This window comes from Kineothrix sp. IPX-CK (assembly GCF_039134705.1).
GTDB classification, from domain to species: domain Bacteria; phylum Bacillota; class Clostridia; order Lachnospirales; family Lachnospiraceae; genus Kineothrix; species Kineothrix sedimenti.
Map to the genome: position 1 here is coordinate 1,903,314 of NZ_CP146256.1, position 15,109 is coordinate 1,918,422.

The 15,109-nt window shown below is 33.2% G+C and carries 27 protein-coding genes; 24 read left to right on the forward strand and 3 right to left on the reverse strand.

Translation table 11 applies throughout. From position 1 onward, the window contains the following. Positions 1 to 223: 223 nt before the first annotated feature. From V6984_RS09135 to V6984_RS09170, 8 genes are all read left to right on the forward strand, one after another. Positions 224 to 970, forward strand: coding sequence for a phage antirepressor N-terminal domain-containing protein (locus V6984_RS09135; RefSeq protein WP_342759476.1), 747 nt, complete (start codon positions 224 to 226; stop codon positions 968 to 970). An 82-nt stretch (positions 971 to 1,052) separates the two neighbouring features. Further along, positions 1,053 to 2,108, forward strand: a complete 1,056-nt coding sequence (locus V6984_RS09140) for a tyrosine-type recombinase/integrase (protein WP_342759477.1) — start codon at positions 1,053 to 1,055, stop codon at positions 2,106 to 2,108. 32 nt (positions 2,109 to 2,140) lie between these two features. After that, on the forward strand, positions 2,141 to 2,314 hold the full coding sequence (locus tag V6984_RS09145; RefSeq protein WP_342759478.1) for a hypothetical protein: 174 nt from the start codon (positions 2,141 to 2,143) through the stop codon (positions 2,312 to 2,314). A gap of 12 nt (positions 2,315 to 2,326) precedes the next feature. After that, the gene (locus V6984_RS09150; RefSeq protein WP_342759479.1) at positions 2,327 to 2,482 is read left to right on the forward strand and encodes a hypothetical protein; all 156 of its coding nucleotides are present in this window, start codon (positions 2,327 to 2,329) and stop codon (positions 2,480 to 2,482) included. Positions 2,483 to 2,500: 18 nt separating this feature from the next. Then, positions 2,501 to 3,499, forward strand: a complete 999-nt coding sequence (locus tag V6984_RS09155) for a DNA/RNA non-specific endonuclease (protein ID WP_342759480.1) — start codon at positions 2,501 to 2,503, stop codon at positions 3,497 to 3,499. A gap of 18 nt (positions 3,500 to 3,517) precedes the next feature. Then, on the forward strand, positions 3,518 to 4,066 hold the full coding sequence (locus tag V6984_RS09160) for a hypothetical protein (protein ID WP_342759481.1): 549 nt from the start codon (positions 3,518 to 3,520) through the stop codon (positions 4,064 to 4,066). A gap of 77 nt (positions 4,067 to 4,143) precedes the next feature. Continuing rightward, positions 4,144 to 4,365, forward strand: coding sequence for a Mor transcription activator family protein (locus V6984_RS09165; protein ID WP_342759482.1), 222 nt, complete (start codon positions 4,144 to 4,146; stop codon positions 4,363 to 4,365). 36 nt (positions 4,366 to 4,401) lie between these two features. Further along, complete coding sequence (locus V6984_RS09170) at positions 4,402 to 4,629, forward strand: hypothetical protein (RefSeq protein WP_342759483.1); 228 nt, start codon at positions 4,402 to 4,404, stop codon at positions 4,627 to 4,629. A gap of 14 nt (positions 4,630 to 4,643) precedes the next feature. Here V6984_RS09170 and V6984_RS09175 read toward each other — a convergent pair whose 3' ends face one another. After that, positions 4,644 to 4,850: a helix-turn-helix transcriptional regulator gene (locus tag V6984_RS09175; RefSeq protein WP_342759484.1), complete on the reverse strand. Its 207-nt coding sequence runs from the start codon at positions 4,848 to 4,850 to the stop codon at positions 4,644 to 4,646. A gap of 125 nt (positions 4,851 to 4,975) precedes the next feature. On the opposite strand from V6984_RS09175, the gene V6984_RS09180 reads away from it, so the two are divergent. From V6984_RS09180 to V6984_RS09195, 4 genes are all read left to right on the forward strand, one after another. Beyond that, on the forward strand, positions 4,976 to 5,341 hold the full coding sequence (locus tag V6984_RS09180; protein ID WP_342759485.1) for a type II toxin-antitoxin system PemK/MazF family toxin: 366 nt from the start codon (positions 4,976 to 4,978) through the stop codon (positions 5,339 to 5,341). 25 nt (positions 5,342 to 5,366) lie between these two features. Then, entirely contained in the window at positions 5,367 to 5,636 is a 270-nt protein-coding gene (locus V6984_RS09185; RefSeq protein WP_342759486.1) for a hypothetical protein, read from the forward strand. A 366-nt stretch (positions 5,637 to 6,002) separates the two neighbouring features. Next, positions 6,003 to 6,668: a hypothetical protein gene (locus V6984_RS09190; RefSeq protein WP_342759487.1), complete on the forward strand. Its 666-nt coding sequence runs from the start codon at positions 6,003 to 6,005 to the stop codon at positions 6,666 to 6,668. Between the two features lie 26 nt (positions 6,669 to 6,694). Further along, on the forward strand, positions 6,695 to 8,743 hold the full coding sequence (locus tag V6984_RS09195; RefSeq protein ID WP_342759488.1) for a hypothetical protein: 2,049 nt from the start codon (positions 6,695 to 6,697) through the stop codon (positions 8,741 to 8,743). Between the two features lie 211 nt (positions 8,744 to 8,954). On the opposite strand, the gene V6984_RS09200 is transcribed toward V6984_RS09195, so the two are convergent. Then, positions 8,955 to 9,131 carry a hypothetical protein gene (locus V6984_RS09200; RefSeq protein ID WP_342759489.1) on the reverse strand — a complete coding sequence of 59 codons (177 nt, stop codon included), beginning with the start codon at positions 9,129 to 9,131 and terminating at the stop codon, positions 8,955 to 8,957. Between the two features lie 77 nt (positions 9,132 to 9,208). Between V6984_RS09200 and V6984_RS09205 the strand changes: the two genes are divergently transcribed. The 12 genes from V6984_RS09205 to V6984_RS09260 all read left to right on the forward strand — a co-directional run bounded on the left by V6984_RS09205 (position 9,209) and on the right by V6984_RS09260 (position 13,980). Next, positions 9,209 to 9,460, forward strand: coding sequence for a hypothetical protein (locus tag V6984_RS09205; protein ID WP_342759490.1), 252 nt, complete (start codon positions 9,209 to 9,211; stop codon positions 9,458 to 9,460). 41 nt (positions 9,461 to 9,501) lie between these two features. Next, the gene (locus V6984_RS09210) at positions 9,502 to 9,804 is read left to right on the forward strand and encodes a hypothetical protein (RefSeq protein ID WP_342759491.1); all 303 of its coding nucleotides are present in this window, start codon (positions 9,502 to 9,504) and stop codon (positions 9,802 to 9,804) included. A gap of 24 nt (positions 9,805 to 9,828) precedes the next feature. After that, positions 9,829 to 10,122 (forward strand): hypothetical protein, encoded by a 294-nt coding sequence (locus tag V6984_RS09215; RefSeq protein ID WP_342759492.1) that lies wholly within the window; start codon positions 9,829 to 9,831, stop codon positions 10,120 to 10,122. Positions 10,123 to 10,164: 42 nt separating this feature from the next. Beyond that, positions 10,165 to 10,488, forward strand: coding sequence for a hypothetical protein (locus tag V6984_RS09220; RefSeq protein ID WP_342759493.1), 324 nt, complete (start codon positions 10,165 to 10,167; stop codon positions 10,486 to 10,488). A gap of 24 nt (positions 10,489 to 10,512) precedes the next feature. Next, entirely contained in the window at positions 10,513 to 10,716 is a 204-nt protein-coding gene (locus V6984_RS09225; RefSeq protein ID WP_342759494.1) for a hypothetical protein, read from the forward strand. A 30-nt stretch (positions 10,717 to 10,746) separates the two neighbouring features. Continuing rightward, positions 10,747 to 10,998 (forward strand): hypothetical protein, encoded by a 252-nt coding sequence (locus tag V6984_RS09230; RefSeq protein ID WP_342759495.1) that lies wholly within the window; start codon positions 10,747 to 10,749, stop codon positions 10,996 to 10,998. 117 nt (positions 10,999 to 11,115) lie between these two features. Beyond that, positions 11,116 to 11,871, forward strand: coding sequence for a hypothetical protein (locus V6984_RS09235; protein WP_342759496.1), 756 nt, complete (start codon positions 11,116 to 11,118; stop codon positions 11,869 to 11,871). Positions 11,872 to 12,202: 331 nt separating this feature from the next. Next, positions 12,203 to 12,460, forward strand: a complete 258-nt coding sequence (locus V6984_RS09240; protein WP_342759497.1) for a hypothetical protein — start codon at positions 12,203 to 12,205, stop codon at positions 12,458 to 12,460. A gap of 66 nt (positions 12,461 to 12,526) precedes the next feature. Beyond that, positions 12,527 to 13,150: a DUF6273 domain-containing protein gene (locus tag V6984_RS09245; RefSeq protein WP_342759498.1), complete on the forward strand. Its 624-nt coding sequence runs from the start codon at positions 12,527 to 12,529 to the stop codon at positions 13,148 to 13,150. 279 nt (positions 13,151 to 13,429) lie between these two features. Continuing rightward, positions 13,430 to 13,645 (forward strand): hypothetical protein, encoded by a 216-nt coding sequence (locus tag V6984_RS09250; RefSeq protein WP_342759499.1) that lies wholly within the window; start codon positions 13,430 to 13,432, stop codon positions 13,643 to 13,645. Positions 13,646 to 13,663: 18 nt separating this feature from the next. Further along, on the forward strand, positions 13,664 to 13,795 hold the full coding sequence (locus tag V6984_RS09255; RefSeq protein WP_342759500.1) for a hypothetical protein: 132 nt from the start codon (positions 13,664 to 13,666) through the stop codon (positions 13,793 to 13,795). After that, on the forward strand, positions 13,792 to 13,980 hold the full coding sequence (locus V6984_RS09260; protein ID WP_342759501.1) for a hypothetical protein: 189 nt from the start codon (positions 13,792 to 13,794) through the stop codon (positions 13,978 to 13,980). The genes V6984_RS09255 and V6984_RS09260 overlap by 4 nt, the downstream gene beginning before the upstream one ends. Before the next feature lie 134 nt (positions 13,981 to 14,114). Here V6984_RS09260 and V6984_RS09265 read toward each other — a convergent pair whose 3' ends face one another. Then, on the reverse strand, positions 14,115 to 14,942 hold the full coding sequence (locus tag V6984_RS09265; protein WP_342759502.1) for a hypothetical protein: 828 nt from the start codon (positions 14,940 to 14,942) through the stop codon (positions 14,115 to 14,117). Between the last annotated feature and the right edge of the window lie 167 nt (positions 14,943 to 15,109).

The following is a 15,109-nucleotide window of genomic DNA, read 5'->3' on the forward strand; positions in this document are numbered from 1 at the left end:
GACCAAAGAACGAAAACCGCCACACACAACTTGGAACTAAGTCCTAAGTCGATTATATTCTATCGTATTTCTATGACTATTTCAAGTCAATCTTTCCAATAAAGTGCACATTGACAACTTAATCCATCCACAAACGGAGAATATGAAAGAGTAACCGTAAGCGGAATACCGTGAGTCCGCTGTGTAAGTGTGTAACGGATAAACAGAAAGGAATGAAATGATTATGATAAAAACAGAAGTAAAAGAGATACCCTTTAATGGTAATACCTTATTAGGTGTAAAAGATGCAAGCGGGCAAATATGGCTTGGAGTTAGAAAGGCGTGTAGGGATATAGGACTAACAGACGCACAAGCAAGAGCAGAGGTTTTAAAAATGCAAGAGTCATTATTGCTTAAAGATAATTGCAAGAAGCTGAGTCTTAAATTTGAGACTCAGTTCAGAGAAACGCTTGTAATCGCGGAAAGATTTGTACCTATGTGGTTAGCACAAATCAATCTTACTCCATCGATGCAGAAGAAAAATCCAGAAGCTGTACAAAAGTTATTACAATACCAGTTAGAAGCGTCTGACGCACTCCATAAAGCATTTTATGAGACAGAAGTACAGAAATCCACATTCAATACTAGAATGGGCTTAGAAGGTCATATTGAGGTTATGCAAGTACAGATCAATAACATGGAAAACATATTAGAAACACAGTCAGAAAAGCTTGATAAAGTGGTTGAAAATATGACACTTTCTACCAGACAACAACAGAAGCTTTATAAGGCAGCTAAAGACAGAATTAATTATCTGTTAGGCGGTGCTCATAGTAGAGAGTATAAAACTAATGCTAAAAGCTACTTTATAAACCTTTGGAACGGTTTAAAATCTCAATTTGAGTGTGGCAGCTCATATAAGGATTTAAATCCCATATATTATAATGAAGCATTTGACTTTATTTCTGAATGGGAATATACAGAAGTATAACATATAACATAATTTACGCTTTACATACGGCTTGGGACTGTAAAATGTCACAAGCCGATTTATTATAGAAAGGACTTATAAAATGAAATTAATAGACAAATTAAAAGAAGATCATATCGGAAACATTTACACAAACGAAGAAATAGATAAAATCCTTGAAGAAAATAAATATTTTCCCATAGAATGTGATGAGGATAACGAGGAGGGCATTTTCAAATATACCAATACTAAATCTCAAATATGGGTTAAATACATCAGAGAAAATGAGGATTATCTTATATCGGACATTACGTTTTGCACAAAGAAGAAAGGAAAGACTAAGGTACGCGCCTTTAGAACCGTTGAAGAAATTAAAAGTATGATGGACTATTTCAGAGATAAGAAAAAATATGATGAGTTTCTTATATTTGTATTGGGGCTATTTTTTGCAAGGCGTATAGGCGATACTCTTACTCTGAAATGGTCAGATTTATATTATGAAAACGGTAGAAAGAAGGAAATACTTAATACCTTACTGGAAGATAAAACCGATAAAATAATTGATATAGCAATTACTGATGTTGCATGGAAATATATTGACTGGTACTGCGACGCAGCTAATATTAATCCAATGGAACATATAAATGAGGATATTTTTAGATGTAAGCAAAAAGATGAGTTGCCTCAAAATTATACTGATGAGGAGTATGGAAAAGCCATTGAAAAACAAGAAGCTGCTTACAGGTATCAATTTCAAAGCGCTGCTAAATATAATGGTATCGAAGGTGTAAGCACGCATAGTACAAGAAAGTCTTTTGGACGCATAGCACATGAAATTAATAAGTTTGACCCTGACTGTCTACCTACTCTTCAAACTGTGTTAGGACACGCTGATCTTGAAACAACAAAGATATATATTGATATAATGGCAGAAAAGGCAGAGAAAATGTTTAATGATGTCGGAAAGTATATTTCTGATATTGATAGTGGAATAGTACCGGCTATAGATAATGTTCCGGTTATTGCCTTAAAAACAAACGATTTGAGGGATATATTGAAACAAGCATATCTGATGGGAAGAGAGAATATTAGCAAAGAAAACGATATTGAAATTATGAATCAGCTATTATCTATGGTAGATGAAAAGCGCCTTTCGTGATAAAATAAATTTAATAAGAAAGGAGTGACTATATGAAGTGTTCACTGGAAAAAGATGTAAATAATTGCCCATTTTATCTTGTAGATACTTTAGGGTGTGAGAATAGTAAAAAGTGTTCCTTTCAAGAAAATGAGGAGCAAGAATTAAAGAGGGAATTTGTTAGAAAGCCGCGATGGTATGAACAATACTATAAAAAGAAAGATTAATTGGAGGATCTAATGGAAGGTTTAATGAATAAACCAATTCCCTATGAATGGACGAATGAGGACATTATTAAGGATTATGAGAAGTATAAAGATAAAAAGAAGGTGGCTTTTATTTGGGGAATCAGCCTAAAAGAAGTTAATGAGATTTTAAAACAAAGTAAATTATAATAAAAGGGGAATAGCGAAATGTCTGTAAAGAAAACGTCCAAAGGAAAAATCATAGGTATTTTAGTAATATTACTTGTAATTGGATCTTTTGCAAGTAAAAGAAGTGAAGGTGATGAAAGTAATACAATAGGTAGTAGTGTTAACAATCTGGTTGGGAGTGAACCAACTGTTGAAGATTCGGCGCAAGAGCTGCCTGAGACAGACGATGTAGATATTGAGAATGACGAGTATAAAGAGTACAACGGAGTCCAGTACAAAATCATAGAAGTTGATGGTGGGGATTTGTCGGGAGAAAGACAACCCAACGCTGCTGTAGATATTGGGTTTGGGGACAGAGTTTATTGGGCATTTACAAATGATTATGGACAACTGGTTTATGTGACGGCAGATACTATTATTTTACAGGACGATTCTACCGAACTGGTAAATTCAGATGGAAGATATTACGAAGATGAAGCTAAAGTACCCGGAACAGAGCAAGAAGATTTAGATGAGGGACATGTCATAGCAGATTCATTGGGAGGGGTATCAAATGCTTATAATATTACTCCACAAAACAGCACATTAAATAGGCATGGCGATCAAGCATATATGGAAAAAGTTATTCGTGACGCAGGTAGCTGTGTAAGCTTTGTGGCCACTATTACATATCCAGATACGACAACTCAAATTCCTTCACATTATCATTATGAATACGTGCTCAATGGAGAAAGTATAGTAGATGATTTTGATAATGTAAATCCTGATGAAGTGAATGCTGGGTTGAGTCAAGAAACGTCTGAACCATCAGAAACAGATGGCAATGCAGCATTACAAGAAAGTGTTTTTGCTGAACAAACTGAGGAAACACCTGTCGCAACGGAAGAAAACGATTTATCATCAATAGACACTAATGGAAATGGCAAAGTGACTATTGCCGAAGCTGAAGCTGCCGGTTACTCGATGCCCATCTATTCTGATCATTGGTTATATAAGTATATGGATGACAGAGATGGTGACGGAATGGTTGGAGAATAGTATAAGAGGTAATTTGAGATGTCAACTTTGGATGATGAAAATAAGGCGGTTCTAGGCAGATATACATATGAAGATGATACGGATATTAAGTCAAGAATCTCTAATATGAATAAAGACAATACTACTGATAATATTGCTGCTATAAACGAGATTGTATTGTGGAAGTTAAATAGGAGTATACATATTTCTGATCAGACTATATCAATGTTAAATTCTATTGGATATTTAAATAAACCAAGTGACGTTTTAAACGATAAAACCGTATATAAGCTAATAGAGGATTTGCTTTCTTCAAAAGGTATAAAACTAGCTGTTGCTAGCACGATTCTTCACTTTTATTATCCCAATATATTTCCGATAATTGATCAAAGATCATACCGTGAACTGACTGGGAAGGAGTTTCCGGCTTATCTGTCTAGGAGTCAAAGGTGTATAGAAGTGTATATTGATTATATAGAAAAGTGTTGGCAGTATAATATTGAGTATTGTCCGGGCATTCCTTTCGAGTCTGTTCATAAAATATTGTATCAGAGAGATAAAGAAAAGGGTAACAAGGTGAAATACTAATTATTGATATGAATTCCGGTATTTTTTTTAAAAGAAGTGTGAGATTATATGAAGATTATTACACAGGAAGGAACGTTATGAGCAGTGCAAACATGAGACAGATTTTATCTGATTTACATATAGAAGAAGTGCTTTATAAACTTACCATATCAGACAGAGATAAAGAAATAGTGAAGAAGTTTATGACTGGTAATTCAATGGCGGCGTTAGCAAGAGAATACAATCTGTCGGCGCAGAGAATCAGAGCTATTATTTTGTATTGTAAGCGTCATGTTGTATGGAAAAGATATAAGGAATAAAGAATTTAGAAAGAATTCCTAAGAAAGGTCATAGATATGGATGAAATAAAATATGGATATACATCAGCTATTTACTGTGATGTTGCAAAATACACCTGTTTAATGCCGGTAGAATACATAAAGACATCAGGCGGATATAAGAAGAGCCAAATGGCATGTAGTCATATAGCGAGTGGAGAATGTAATCGGGGCATGAGTTGTAAGCACTATATGGAAGCCAAAGATATTATAGAAGAATACTTGTTGAAAGATAAAATTATGTAAGTAGAAAGACGATACTAATTAACGGTATCGTCTTTATCTATAATGTCAGTTATTTCACAATTAAGTGCATCACATATTTTTTGAAGTACATCAAATTGTATACTTGTCGTTTTACCATTACATAAATTGTTTATTGTAGAAGCTGCTATGCCGGTATGTTTTGAAAGCCAATACTGAGATTTTCCTTTTAATTCAAGGGTTTCGTTCAATTTTATTATCACATTATGCCTCCTGAATTCTTAATATTAATATTTTATCAAAAAATATTAGTTTTTGCAATAATTAGTGTTGACAATAATTAGTGCTTACGCTATAATACGAAGTATAATAGTTAAAAGAAAGGAGGATGCGTGAATTGACACTTGACTTGAAAAGATACGATATTGTACTTGTAGATTTTGGCGACGACGTACTTGACGGAGAGCAGGGTGGGATAAGACCTGGTCTTATTATTCAGAATGATGTGGGAAATTACTATAGTGGTACGACCATTGTTATGCCGTTATCAACTAAAACATACAAAAATCGTAAGCAGCCAACGCATACCCTCTTAAAGAAAGGTAAGTCTGGTTTAAGGCAAGACTCTTTATTACTAGGAGAATGTATGAGACAGATTTCAGAAAAGCGCATAATCAAATATATTGGTAAGGTTACAGATGAAATGGAGAAATACAATATTAAGCAAGTGTATCTTGCAAATTTTGGAGAGTAGGTGGAATATGCAACTAGTAATAGAAATGACAACAGAAGAAGCTATTGAATATTCAAAAAAGAACGGCGGAAAACTACTTGTAGCAGTAAGTAATTTAGAAGACGAAAATAATATATCTTCTAAATTTATTAGCAGAGATATTTATGAATGCGAGAGAATAATTAATGAAGCTGAAACAATAGCAAGAGTATACGATGATTTTGTTAACCAACTAAGATGTTACACTAAAAAACAAATAGATATAATGAATATACATCCATATGGTAAATTAAGTACCATACTGTTAAAAGAATAGTGTATAAAAATTATGACAAACATTTGTTCTGTTTTCATATTGACTAGAACATTTGTTCGGAGTATAATTATAACCAAGTTCGAACAAAAAATTGCAGTCAAATTTTGATCACTGGCGTTGGCGCGCCTAACAAAAAAGACTGCAATTCTTATACATATAATATAATTCCGCTCGAATGAGCAAAGAATTAAAGTGAGAGATATTGAAAGATACCTCTGACATACATATTTTAATCTATTTTTCTTTGTATGTCAAATTATCTTATTTTCCTTTAATTCCCAGATAACAACAACTTGTACAAACCTAAGTGGTAAATCAATTAGGCTTATTAATTGATGGCAAAATTAAAAATGAAAGGAAGGAAAAATGTTTATTTTAACAGATGGAAAAAATTATGTAATGGAGAACCCAATGAAAATGGGTGAATATCTTAGTACAACTTCGCCCGTACAAGCAACGGAATTTTCGTACAAACAGGCAAGAGGGTTGCAACAAAGAAAGGGAAAGAAATACTCGTGGATTAGAGAATATCAGATAGTAGATACTAATACAGGTGAATCCTTGGTCAAAACGAACTACAAGGGTAATGGGGGTGTATATATCGGAGAAAAGGACATCGACTTCGACGAATCTATTTTGGGAAAGATTGTAGAAGAGACAGAATCTATATTGGGACTAGCTGGGTGGGATGCACAACAATTAAATACATATAAGAATCTATTAGAGGCAGCTCTTTCAAAATACGACAGTGCCGAATCAGATATAAGCCATGCTCTTCAAAAATACAAAGAAGATAATAATGGTAAGAAGCCGCAAGCCCACAAAATAGCTAAAATAGGATATTTACTCGACGACATCCGGGATAAGCACAAAAAAATAAAACAATGTCTAAATTACATAAGGGTTATGCAAGATGCTATTACATATAAGTATGATATTGGAAAAATAAAGTTGGAACTTAGTAAGGCTAAGTATTCAGATTACAAGGGTAGAACTGAATATTATGAGATTGCGTTGGAAATATTGGGATAAATCTGAGCAAATAGGTAGGTGCGCAAATGGATGATAATCAAAAACAAAAACTATTAGAAGAATATGCGGCTAATGATATGGCAAAGTTACGGAAAATATCATACTCGATATTTAAAAAATTTGGCGGTATATCAGAACAGGATCATGATGATTTTTATAGTAAAGCAAACGAAGAGTTATGGAAAGCAACTGAAATATTTGACGAATCAATGGGAATTCCGTTTGAAGGATATTTAAAAGGCTGCCTTGCTAGAAAGTTTAAAACTGAAATGACTGGATTAAACAGAATTAAGCGAAAAGCAGACAGGTTGTCAATATCTATTAACACACCTATTGGTGAAGATGAGTCCACTTTAGAAGATATTTTGAAGTCAGATTTTGATATAGAGAATGAAATATCAGAGAAAAGTGTGATTTCTTCCGAGGAAAATGTTCAAAACTATTTAGCCTCTCTTAACGAAACAGAAAAGCAGATAGCTACTCTAATCATTCAAGGATATGAGCATTCGGATATTAAAGAAAAATTAGGATTTTCGGAGAAAAAATATAGTAGGTTATTAAAAAACATGAGTAGCTTTGAGAAGCAAATCATAATTAATTACAACAAATCAAACGTTCAAATTGAGGAGGACAAGGAGATGGAATATTGTACACAGACATTAGAGAAGAGTAAACCTGATAGGTGGAGTGTTGCATCTATTATTAAGAAAATCAATAACTATACAATTAGATTTGACCATCCTCTTCAGCGAGAAAGCGAGCAGTGGAGCTCCGTTATGAAAGGTAATTTAATATCAGATATATTGCAAGATAACCCCATTCCACCCCTTGTTTTTGCAGAACAAGTTATCAATGGGCTTGCCACCGTTTGGAATCTTGATGGAAAGCAAAGATCCACAAATGTGTACTCTTACAAAAATGATGGCTTTAAGATTACAAAAAATGTAAGACGCTGGAACATACACTATCAGGCAATTGTAAAAGATGAAAACGGAAAACCAGATTTGGATAAAGATGGTTTCCGGAAATGTGAGCAGAAGTGTTTTGACATTAGAGGGAAAAAGTTTTCTGATTTGCCAGAAGAATTAAAAGATAAGTTTTTAGACTATAACTTTGAAATAGTACATTATCTAAATTGTAAAAGTGATGATATTGCATATCATTTGGCTCGTTACAATGAGGGGAAAAGCATGTCGGCCTCTCAAAAGGGAATTATTAGAATCGGAGAAGAGTTTGCAACAATGGTTAAAAGTATTTCAGCAATGCCATTCTTTAGGGAAAAAGGGGCTTATACGGGCGCTGAATATTCAAATGGTACAGTTGATCGCGTAGTAATTGAAAGTGTGATGGCATCTAACTTTTTAAATGAATGGCGGAAAGATCAAAACGATATGTGCTCATATATGAAAGAGAATGCAACTACTGAAATGTTTGAAAATTTTGAGGACGTTATTGATAGACTTAGTAAAGTTGGCACAGATGAAGTTTTTGAAATGTTTAATTCTAAGGATTCATTTTTATACTTTGGGTTATTCGCAAGATTTGTAAATACGGGGCTTGATGATGAAAGGTTTGTTGAGTTTATAGCTGAGTTTTCAGCTTTACATAGTAAAGAAGTTGATGGTGTAACTTACGATGATTTAAATGGAAAATCTACAAAGGACAAGAATGTTGTTATTAGCAAGATTAAACATCTGGAAACTTTGATGAATGAGTTCTTACATATTACTAAGTCAGAAGTAAATGACGAGGAAGATAAATCTAATGAAGAAATTCAGGTAATAGATTTTGTAAGAGAGAATGCAAAACCCAATGTCACGGAGGATGATATCGATGATTATTATGGTATGTTGGACGGATATAGTATAGACAAACATTCAAAACTACTATCTTGGGAGAATGAGCCGTCACTAATAGCGTTAATAGCTTATTCGTTTGATAACGACATTGATTTGGATGATTGGATAGTTAAATATTTTAATGGTAATAACAATTTTATAGCTAATCAAAAAGAGAATTATATACATATGAAACAGTGCTTAGAGAATTATATTAAGAAGGGAGAGGCAGCTTAGTGGATGGAAATGCACATATAATGGCAATTATATTAAGATTACTGTGCTTTGGTAGCATAGGATTTATCATGGCATACTCTGGATATGGTATATATACATGGCAATTTTGGTTGATAGTAATTCTGGCAAACGTTATTTACTTATGTGGCAGAAGTGAAGAAAGAGAATGAATCGCAGATTTCATTAAATGAGTTTATGTACCGAGAGGATATTAATCCTCTCTCGGACTTTCTTCCTCTTCGGGGTGCTCTAATATGTCTGGATAACCGTTATATTGCAGATCGGTTGTTAGTGTTCCGGGACACTTAATACTTTGTTTGGATGGTGTGCCCTCCCAGATACCATCAGGGGTGGTTGGAATAGACTTATTTTTATTAGTTGATTTCATAAGCATGACCTCCTTTAGATCAGTATTTACGAAAATAAGGCAAGTTATAAGAAAAATTTATATTGGAGAGGAATCATATGGGGTTATTAGATGATTTAAAATTAATGCAATCTAAAGTAGATAAAATACCTAAGACACCAAGGTATATTGAAGTTACAGAAAAAATATATAGATTAATTAAAAAAGCATCAGAAATAGATGAACTATTGTACGGAAAACCAAAATTCATTTATCCGTTTTGTGGAGTTACATTACGAGTGGTAACTTGTGATGATCAAAAACAATGGACAGAAGAGGAAATGGAAAGGCAGTTTAAAGTAGTATATTGACTAATTATAACTTTAACGGACGGGAACCGGGAAGGGAAAAAATGGAATATCGGTGTATAAAAGAATTGATATTAGAAAAATATGACGGGGATGGTTGTAGTATTTGTGGATATGGAACAGTTCCGATTGGTTCAATTTGGTATGAAGATGATTCATCCAATATTCTTGGTGGCGAGATACATTTGGAGTGCAAAAGCGGAGCTGATGATTTTGGATGGATTGAAATAACAGTGAAAAACTTAGCAGCCTATTTCGAATTAACAGATTGTGATGAACAGTGTAGAGAAGATGTTACAAGTTGTGAATATTGGGATACAGAAAAGTGTAAATTACATCAAACATAGAAATTATAAGAAGGGATAGTGTTTATGGAAAAACAAGAAGCAGTGGAAATTTTGGAATATTATGAAAAACAGCCTTGGTTCTTTTCTAAAGATGCAAGTGCTTTAATTGCATTTAACATGGCAATTAGCGAGTTGAAGAAATCCATTCCGGTAGTGCCAGAAGATAAATATGTGAAAACATATATCTGTCCTCCGGATTGTGGTGGCGAGGAATTTGACAAATACGGATTTGTTCCTCATTGCCCTGTGTGTGGCGAGAAATTTGGAGATTTTGTTCCAAAACTTTGTCCAGAATGTGGTAAGCCGATAATTCGTTAAACTGAGAGTTAACGGCTGTGAGTCGGGGAAGGAAGATGGACTGTGCAAAAGTATGAAGTATCAAACTGGGGGAATGAATACAGTGAGCAAAAATACCCGCTTCGTATAGATAAAGTTGAGTTTGTTAATTTTGCTGCGGCCAAATATCCTGACGGAGCAATTCAAATATCATGCAAGACGGATGATGGACATTGGGTGTCTGGCTTTTTGAAGTGCTACCTCTCTAAAAAGGGGAAGTATGCTATTTGGGGCAAACATAGGATTTACGAGGGTTATTGCGGAAGTGTTGAGCTTGTAGGTGTCCCATATGGGATGCGAGAAGGTCTGCAACCACTTGCTGATATGTATGGCTCTGTAATCGTGTAAATTAAAATTTAGCGAGGTAAATTTATGGGACTTATTGAAAAGAACGGAAAATATTATTGTCCTGCCTGCGGGAGCAGAAAAGTATATGTTGAAGTAAGCGTAGTCGCGCGTCAATCCCCAAATTCAAATAGAATCTATGGACACACAAGCAATATTGATAATTACTTTTGGGGAGCTGGTTGTGGTTGCGAAAAATGCGGTTGGACTGGCGGGGATGAAGATTATTAGTTCAATAAATTAAAATTTAAGGAGAAAGAGATGCCAAAAGGGAAATTTGAACTAAGTAAGAAACATCAAAAGCTCATAGATATTTCTGTTTCAATTCCTACGATACGAGATATGCAACGCGGTTCTTATCATTTAGGAGTACCAATTGCTCATCGGGAAAACGCAGAAGAAAGTTTGCTTTGCGCGCTTGAGATAATTTCAAAAGGAACCCAACTTGAAGATACTTGTGCAGAAATAATTGATAGGGCAAGAGAGATTTTTGAATATTACGAGACTCAATAACCTGAAAGTTAAAAGAAATTGAATTTAAGTAAGAAATGCAAAATTCAAAGGAATTCTTCTTTTGTAATAGAGAATTAAATAGTGTAACAACTATTAATTTTTAAAAGGAGAAGAACTTTGATTAGAACTGAAGAATACATAGGATTAGAAGGGTTTAATAATTTTGGAACGCCGATGAAGATTATCGCAGCAAGAAAGAAAAGTGATATTGACGTACAATTTTTAGACGAACATGGTTATATTTGGAGACATAACATGTATAGGAATTTTATAAAAGGAGAAATTAAAAATCCTTACGATAAGTCAATATGTGGTATTGGATATCTCGGAGATGGTGATTATGTTTGCTGGAAGAATGGGAAACATACTGAAGAATATGTTGTATGGAAAAATATGATAGTAAGGTGTTATTACGAAAAAGAAAAAGAGCTTCATCCAACGTATTTTGAGGCTTGTAGTGTTTGTAATGAATGGCTGTGTTTTCAGAATTTTGCTAAGTGGTATAACAAAAACAAATACAGTGTTAGGGGAAGACTACATTTAGATAAAGATATATTATATCCTGAATGTAAAGAATATAATCCAGACTCCTGCCTGTTGGTACCACAGAGAATAAATATGTTATTTGTAGCTCATTCTCCAAACAGATATGGCTTGCCAGAGGGAATTTCAAAAACAGCAACGGGTTATGGAGTGTCTTATCAAGGTAAATCATATGGTGTTGGCAAGAATCTTTTTGAGGCTTGTGAGAAATATAAGAAAATTAAAGAGAAAGTAATAAAAGAAATAGCAAATGAGTACAAAGAGATTATGCCAGACATTGTTTATGATGCATTACTTAGTTATAAGGTAACGATCAATAATGTAGCATAATCCCAACAAACGAATATTTCCTATTAGATTGAGAGGTAAATTTAGTGGCAACACATTGTATCAAAGACAAAATAATTTGTATATATAAAGAAGAATGTTCCGGTTACTCAATTTGGGTCGGGGATGGTAAACATAGCGATTGTATCAGTTGCAGAAATAACGCATATGAAGGATATAAAAAGAAGAATTTTTATAAACCCAAAGTGAGTGAGGTAATTAGTAAGATAATTTTAGGTATTATATTATTTGGCGGGTTATTCTGGTCTTTTACCAGGTACATAATACTATGGTGAGAACAGATAAAAACTTAATTTTAAAGGAGAATGTTTAAATGCTAGATCAAATTAATATAGAAGTTATAGAAATTTTTGAACATTTTAAAAGTAATTTAGATAATTCAGTTAACGGATTATATAATATTAAAATTAATGGTAATAAAGCAATTATTTTTAGAAATGGAGATTCATGGGGAGTTTTGGCTCATTATCTTGGAGAACCAGTAAATAAATGCATGGGAATTTTAAGAGAAGATAGGATTGAATTAATTGAAGAAGCAATTAAAAGAAAGCTTAATACTAATAATAATTAAGTCCGAAGAAATCAGGATTTCGTTTGGAGAATATAAAAATAAAAGATAAAGAAAAAGGAGAAAAATATGCAGATTACAGTAAATGAAACAGATATGAAGATTGAGGGCAACCGGTTGGTTATTAATATTAATTCAGACTTGGGAAAGGTTTTGGGATTAAATAAGGTAGTTCTTTCATCGGTAAAACCAGGAGATATTATCAATGATAAATACATAGTGTTGGAACATTTTGAGTCCGGAGCTACGGCAGTAATAAGAAAAGAATTATTAGAAAAAACTATGGATTTTGGTGATTCTAATAATGATTGGAGAAGCAGCAATGTAAGAAATTATCTTAACAATGAATATCTGAAGGATGTTGAAAAAGAATTTGGAGCAGATAGTATCGTGGAACATATGGTGGACTTGCTATCTATGGATGGATTAGATGATTACGGTTCAAGCAGAGATAAGATTAGTCTTTTGACTATAGATCAGTATCGAAAATATAGAAAAATTCTCGGTGATAATATGAAAAATTGGTGGTGGCTGGCTACACCCGATAGTACACCTTCAGGATGGTCGACCGGTTATGTTCGGTGTGTCGACTCTAGTGGCGGTGTGTGCTACGACGGCTATATTTGTGACGGTGGCGTGCGTCCGTTTTTTATCCTTAAATCTTCAATCTTTGTATCTTCGCCAAGAGACTAAGGGGTTGCCAACACTCAGGGTATGGGCGTAAGCCCTACCCGTGAGCAACCACTGTCCTAGCGACTGAAAGGAGCATAACTGTCAAGCAAATCAAAGCTAGATGTTATTGTAAAAGCTATAAATCTTATGGAATATACTATGACAATTACATCGAATAGAAAAAGATATCCAGTTAAACATCTAACACTGGTAAAACGTATTCAAGAGCGTTGTATGGATATTTATTGATGGCTTATTTGTAAAATGAATCAACGATTTCTTTGGTATAGGAGTAGACTAATGGATAATTTCTATAATGATGACATTATATTAACAAGAGAAGCGACTATAAAGTTGTTGGAATCGTTAACTGGATGTGACAAGGAATTTTTAGAAGTTAGAAATAATTATTTAAATGAGATACGCGAAAAATACTCTTTTAGACAAGAAGGAGAGTGTCTAATAGTTAATATTCCAGACCTAGATTTGGCACATTTGGAGAGTGATAAAAAATGATGATAGGAAACGGTATAGATGCCTTTTTGGTATGATTACGAGAAATATGGTTATACAGATGATGATTTTCAAGACAATGTTGTAGCTGATGTGACATATGAAGAAGTTGTTGAGTCTAAGCGTTTGACTAAGGTAGAGAAAGTAGAATGATAGGAACAATTATGATAGATTCAGATTTGAATAGGATCAGAGATATTCTTAACAATATGACACCAAAGGAGTTTGACAATATGCTTGAAGATTGTGGGATTAATGAGACAAAGCCGTCACATGAATCGGATTATGTTTTATGTATGTTAGGTGAATTAACAATAAGAGAGGAGACGGAATGCTAGGGATTATACAATATATTTTTTCATCAACCGATGTTTTCCTTATGACGCTTGTATTGATTTATATAGTAGGATATTCCATATCAATGATTGTAAAAGCATTTAATAAATAAAATTATATAGAAATGCGAGAGAAGTCATCTCTCGCAGCAAGAACACTTTATCAAGTCTTTTGGTGGATCAGTTTTAAACAAATTATATATATGGGGAAGTGAAAGTACAAACGAAGTAGCACATAAAACAAATATTACTATTGAATCTAAATTCATTAAAATACTATCATTTGGTATTCCAAAATAGTTGTTATTAGCATAATTTGCAGATTGAACAAAAGCATTAGGAAATAAAAAAATTGTAAATACAATGAAAATAAAGCTTGTAATTTTTTTTGATAGTATTTTTTTAATATATTTATTTTGAATTAACCAAGAAACAACACCTTTGCGTTGCCCTACATAAGTGGTTTTTCTACCATCTTTTAACTTGCATCCTACTAAAATATCATCATTAGTACCCGTATGAATTATTCTTATTGCAATACCATTATTTTTACTTAGATAGTCAAAATCAGCAATAATTTTATTTTCACTTTGAGTTAAATTAAAGTTATTAGACAGTTCGTTTTCGTGAATAATTTGATATTCCAATAATTTCGATTGGTTAGTAACATAAACAGTTAGTGGCGATGATGGTGCAACATCAAGACGGTTAATTACCTCTTTTCCATTGCTCCAAATTAACAAATCTGTTATTGAAATTGAATCTAACTTTTTGTCTTTGTACATAAAATTTATGTTATTAATTGAAGAATAATCGTTTTTAATTGAAACACATGTGGTATTACTCGTATATGATATTTGTCGAAATTTTCGACCAACATAATAAAAATATATAGATAATATAAGTCCGAGTATACCCAAGAGAGTGCTAATAAAGAACTCGGTATTGTAAAAAAGTGTTTTCATCTTAATCCCCTTAAACATAATATTAATATTAGAATAACATATTGAGTGAAAACTATCAATGATATGAGGTGTAATTTGATGAATAATGGAGAAATAAGTAATGGTTTTATATTGAGCTTATTTGTGTTAATAGTAGGCATAATTATTGTAGGGATTCTTTTGTTTGT

Coding starts and splice junctions, on each gene's coding strand:
- V6984_RS09135 (WP_342759476.1), top strand. CDS start 224: ATGATAAAAACAGAAGTAAAAGAGATACCCTTTAATGGTAATACCTTA.
- V6984_RS09140 (WP_342759477.1), top strand. CDS start 1,053: ATGAAATTAATAGACAAATTAAAAGAAGATCATATCGGAAACATTTAC.
- V6984_RS09145 (WP_342759478.1), top strand. CDS start 2,141: ATGAAGTGTTCACTGGAAAAAGATGTAAATAATTGCCCATTTTATCTT.
- V6984_RS09150 (WP_342759479.1), top strand. CDS start 2,327: ATGGAAGGTTTAATGAATAAACCAATTCCCTATGAATGGACGAATGAG.
- V6984_RS09155 (WP_342759480.1), top strand. CDS start 2,501: ATGTCTGTAAAGAAAACGTCCAAAGGAAAAATCATAGGTATTTTAGTA.
- V6984_RS09160 (WP_342759481.1), top strand. CDS start 3,518: ATGTCAACTTTGGATGATGAAAATAAGGCGGTTCTAGGCAGATATACA.
- V6984_RS09165 (WP_342759482.1), top strand. CDS start 4,144: ATGAGCAGTGCAAACATGAGACAGATTTTATCTGATTTACATATAGAA.
- V6984_RS09170 (WP_342759483.1), top strand. CDS start 4,402: ATGGATGAAATAAAATATGGATATACATCAGCTATTTACTGTGATGTT.
- V6984_RS09180 (WP_342759485.1), top strand. CDS start 4,976: ATGCGTGAATTGACACTTGACTTGAAAAGATACGATATTGTACTTGTA.
- V6984_RS09185 (WP_342759486.1), top strand. CDS start 5,367: ATGACAACAGAAGAAGCTATTGAATATTCAAAAAAGAACGGCGGAAAA.
- V6984_RS09190 (WP_342759487.1), top strand. CDS start 6,003: ATGTTTATTTTAACAGATGGAAAAAATTATGTAATGGAGAACCCAATG.
- V6984_RS09195 (WP_342759488.1), top strand. CDS start 6,695: ATGGATGATAATCAAAAACAAAAACTATTAGAAGAATATGCGGCTAAT.
- V6984_RS09200 (WP_342759489.1), bottom strand. CDS start 9,131: ATGAAATCAACTAATAAAAATAAGTCTATTCCAACCACCCCTGATGGT.
- V6984_RS09205 (WP_342759490.1), top strand. CDS start 9,209: ATGGGGTTATTAGATGATTTAAAATTAATGCAATCTAAAGTAGATAAA.
- V6984_RS09210 (WP_342759491.1), top strand. CDS start 9,502: ATGGAATATCGGTGTATAAAAGAATTGATATTAGAAAAATATGACGGG.
- V6984_RS09215 (WP_342759492.1), top strand. CDS start 9,829: ATGGAAAAACAAGAAGCAGTGGAAATTTTGGAATATTATGAAAAACAG.
- V6984_RS09225 (WP_342759494.1), top strand. CDS start 10,513: ATGGGACTTATTGAAAAGAACGGAAAATATTATTGTCCTGCCTGCGGG.
- V6984_RS09230 (WP_342759495.1), top strand. CDS start 10,747: ATGCCAAAAGGGAAATTTGAACTAAGTAAGAAACATCAAAAGCTCATA.
- V6984_RS09240 (WP_342759497.1), top strand. CDS start 12,203: ATGCTAGATCAAATTAATATAGAAGTTATAGAAATTTTTGAACATTTT.
- V6984_RS09245 (WP_342759498.1), top strand. CDS start 12,527: ATGCAGATTACAGTAAATGAAACAGATATGAAGATTGAGGGCAACCGG.
- V6984_RS09250 (WP_342759499.1), top strand. CDS start 13,430: ATGGATAATTTCTATAATGATGACATTATATTAACAAGAGAAGCGACT.
- V6984_RS09255 (WP_342759500.1), top strand. CDS start 13,664: ATGCCTTTTTGGTATGATTACGAGAAATATGGTTATACAGATGATGAT.
- V6984_RS09260 (WP_342759501.1), top strand. CDS start 13,792: ATGATAGGAACAATTATGATAGATTCAGATTTGAATAGGATCAGAGAT.
- V6984_RS09265 (WP_342759502.1), bottom strand. CDS start 14,942: ATGAAAACACTTTTTTACAATACCGAGTTCTTTATTAGCACTCTCTTG.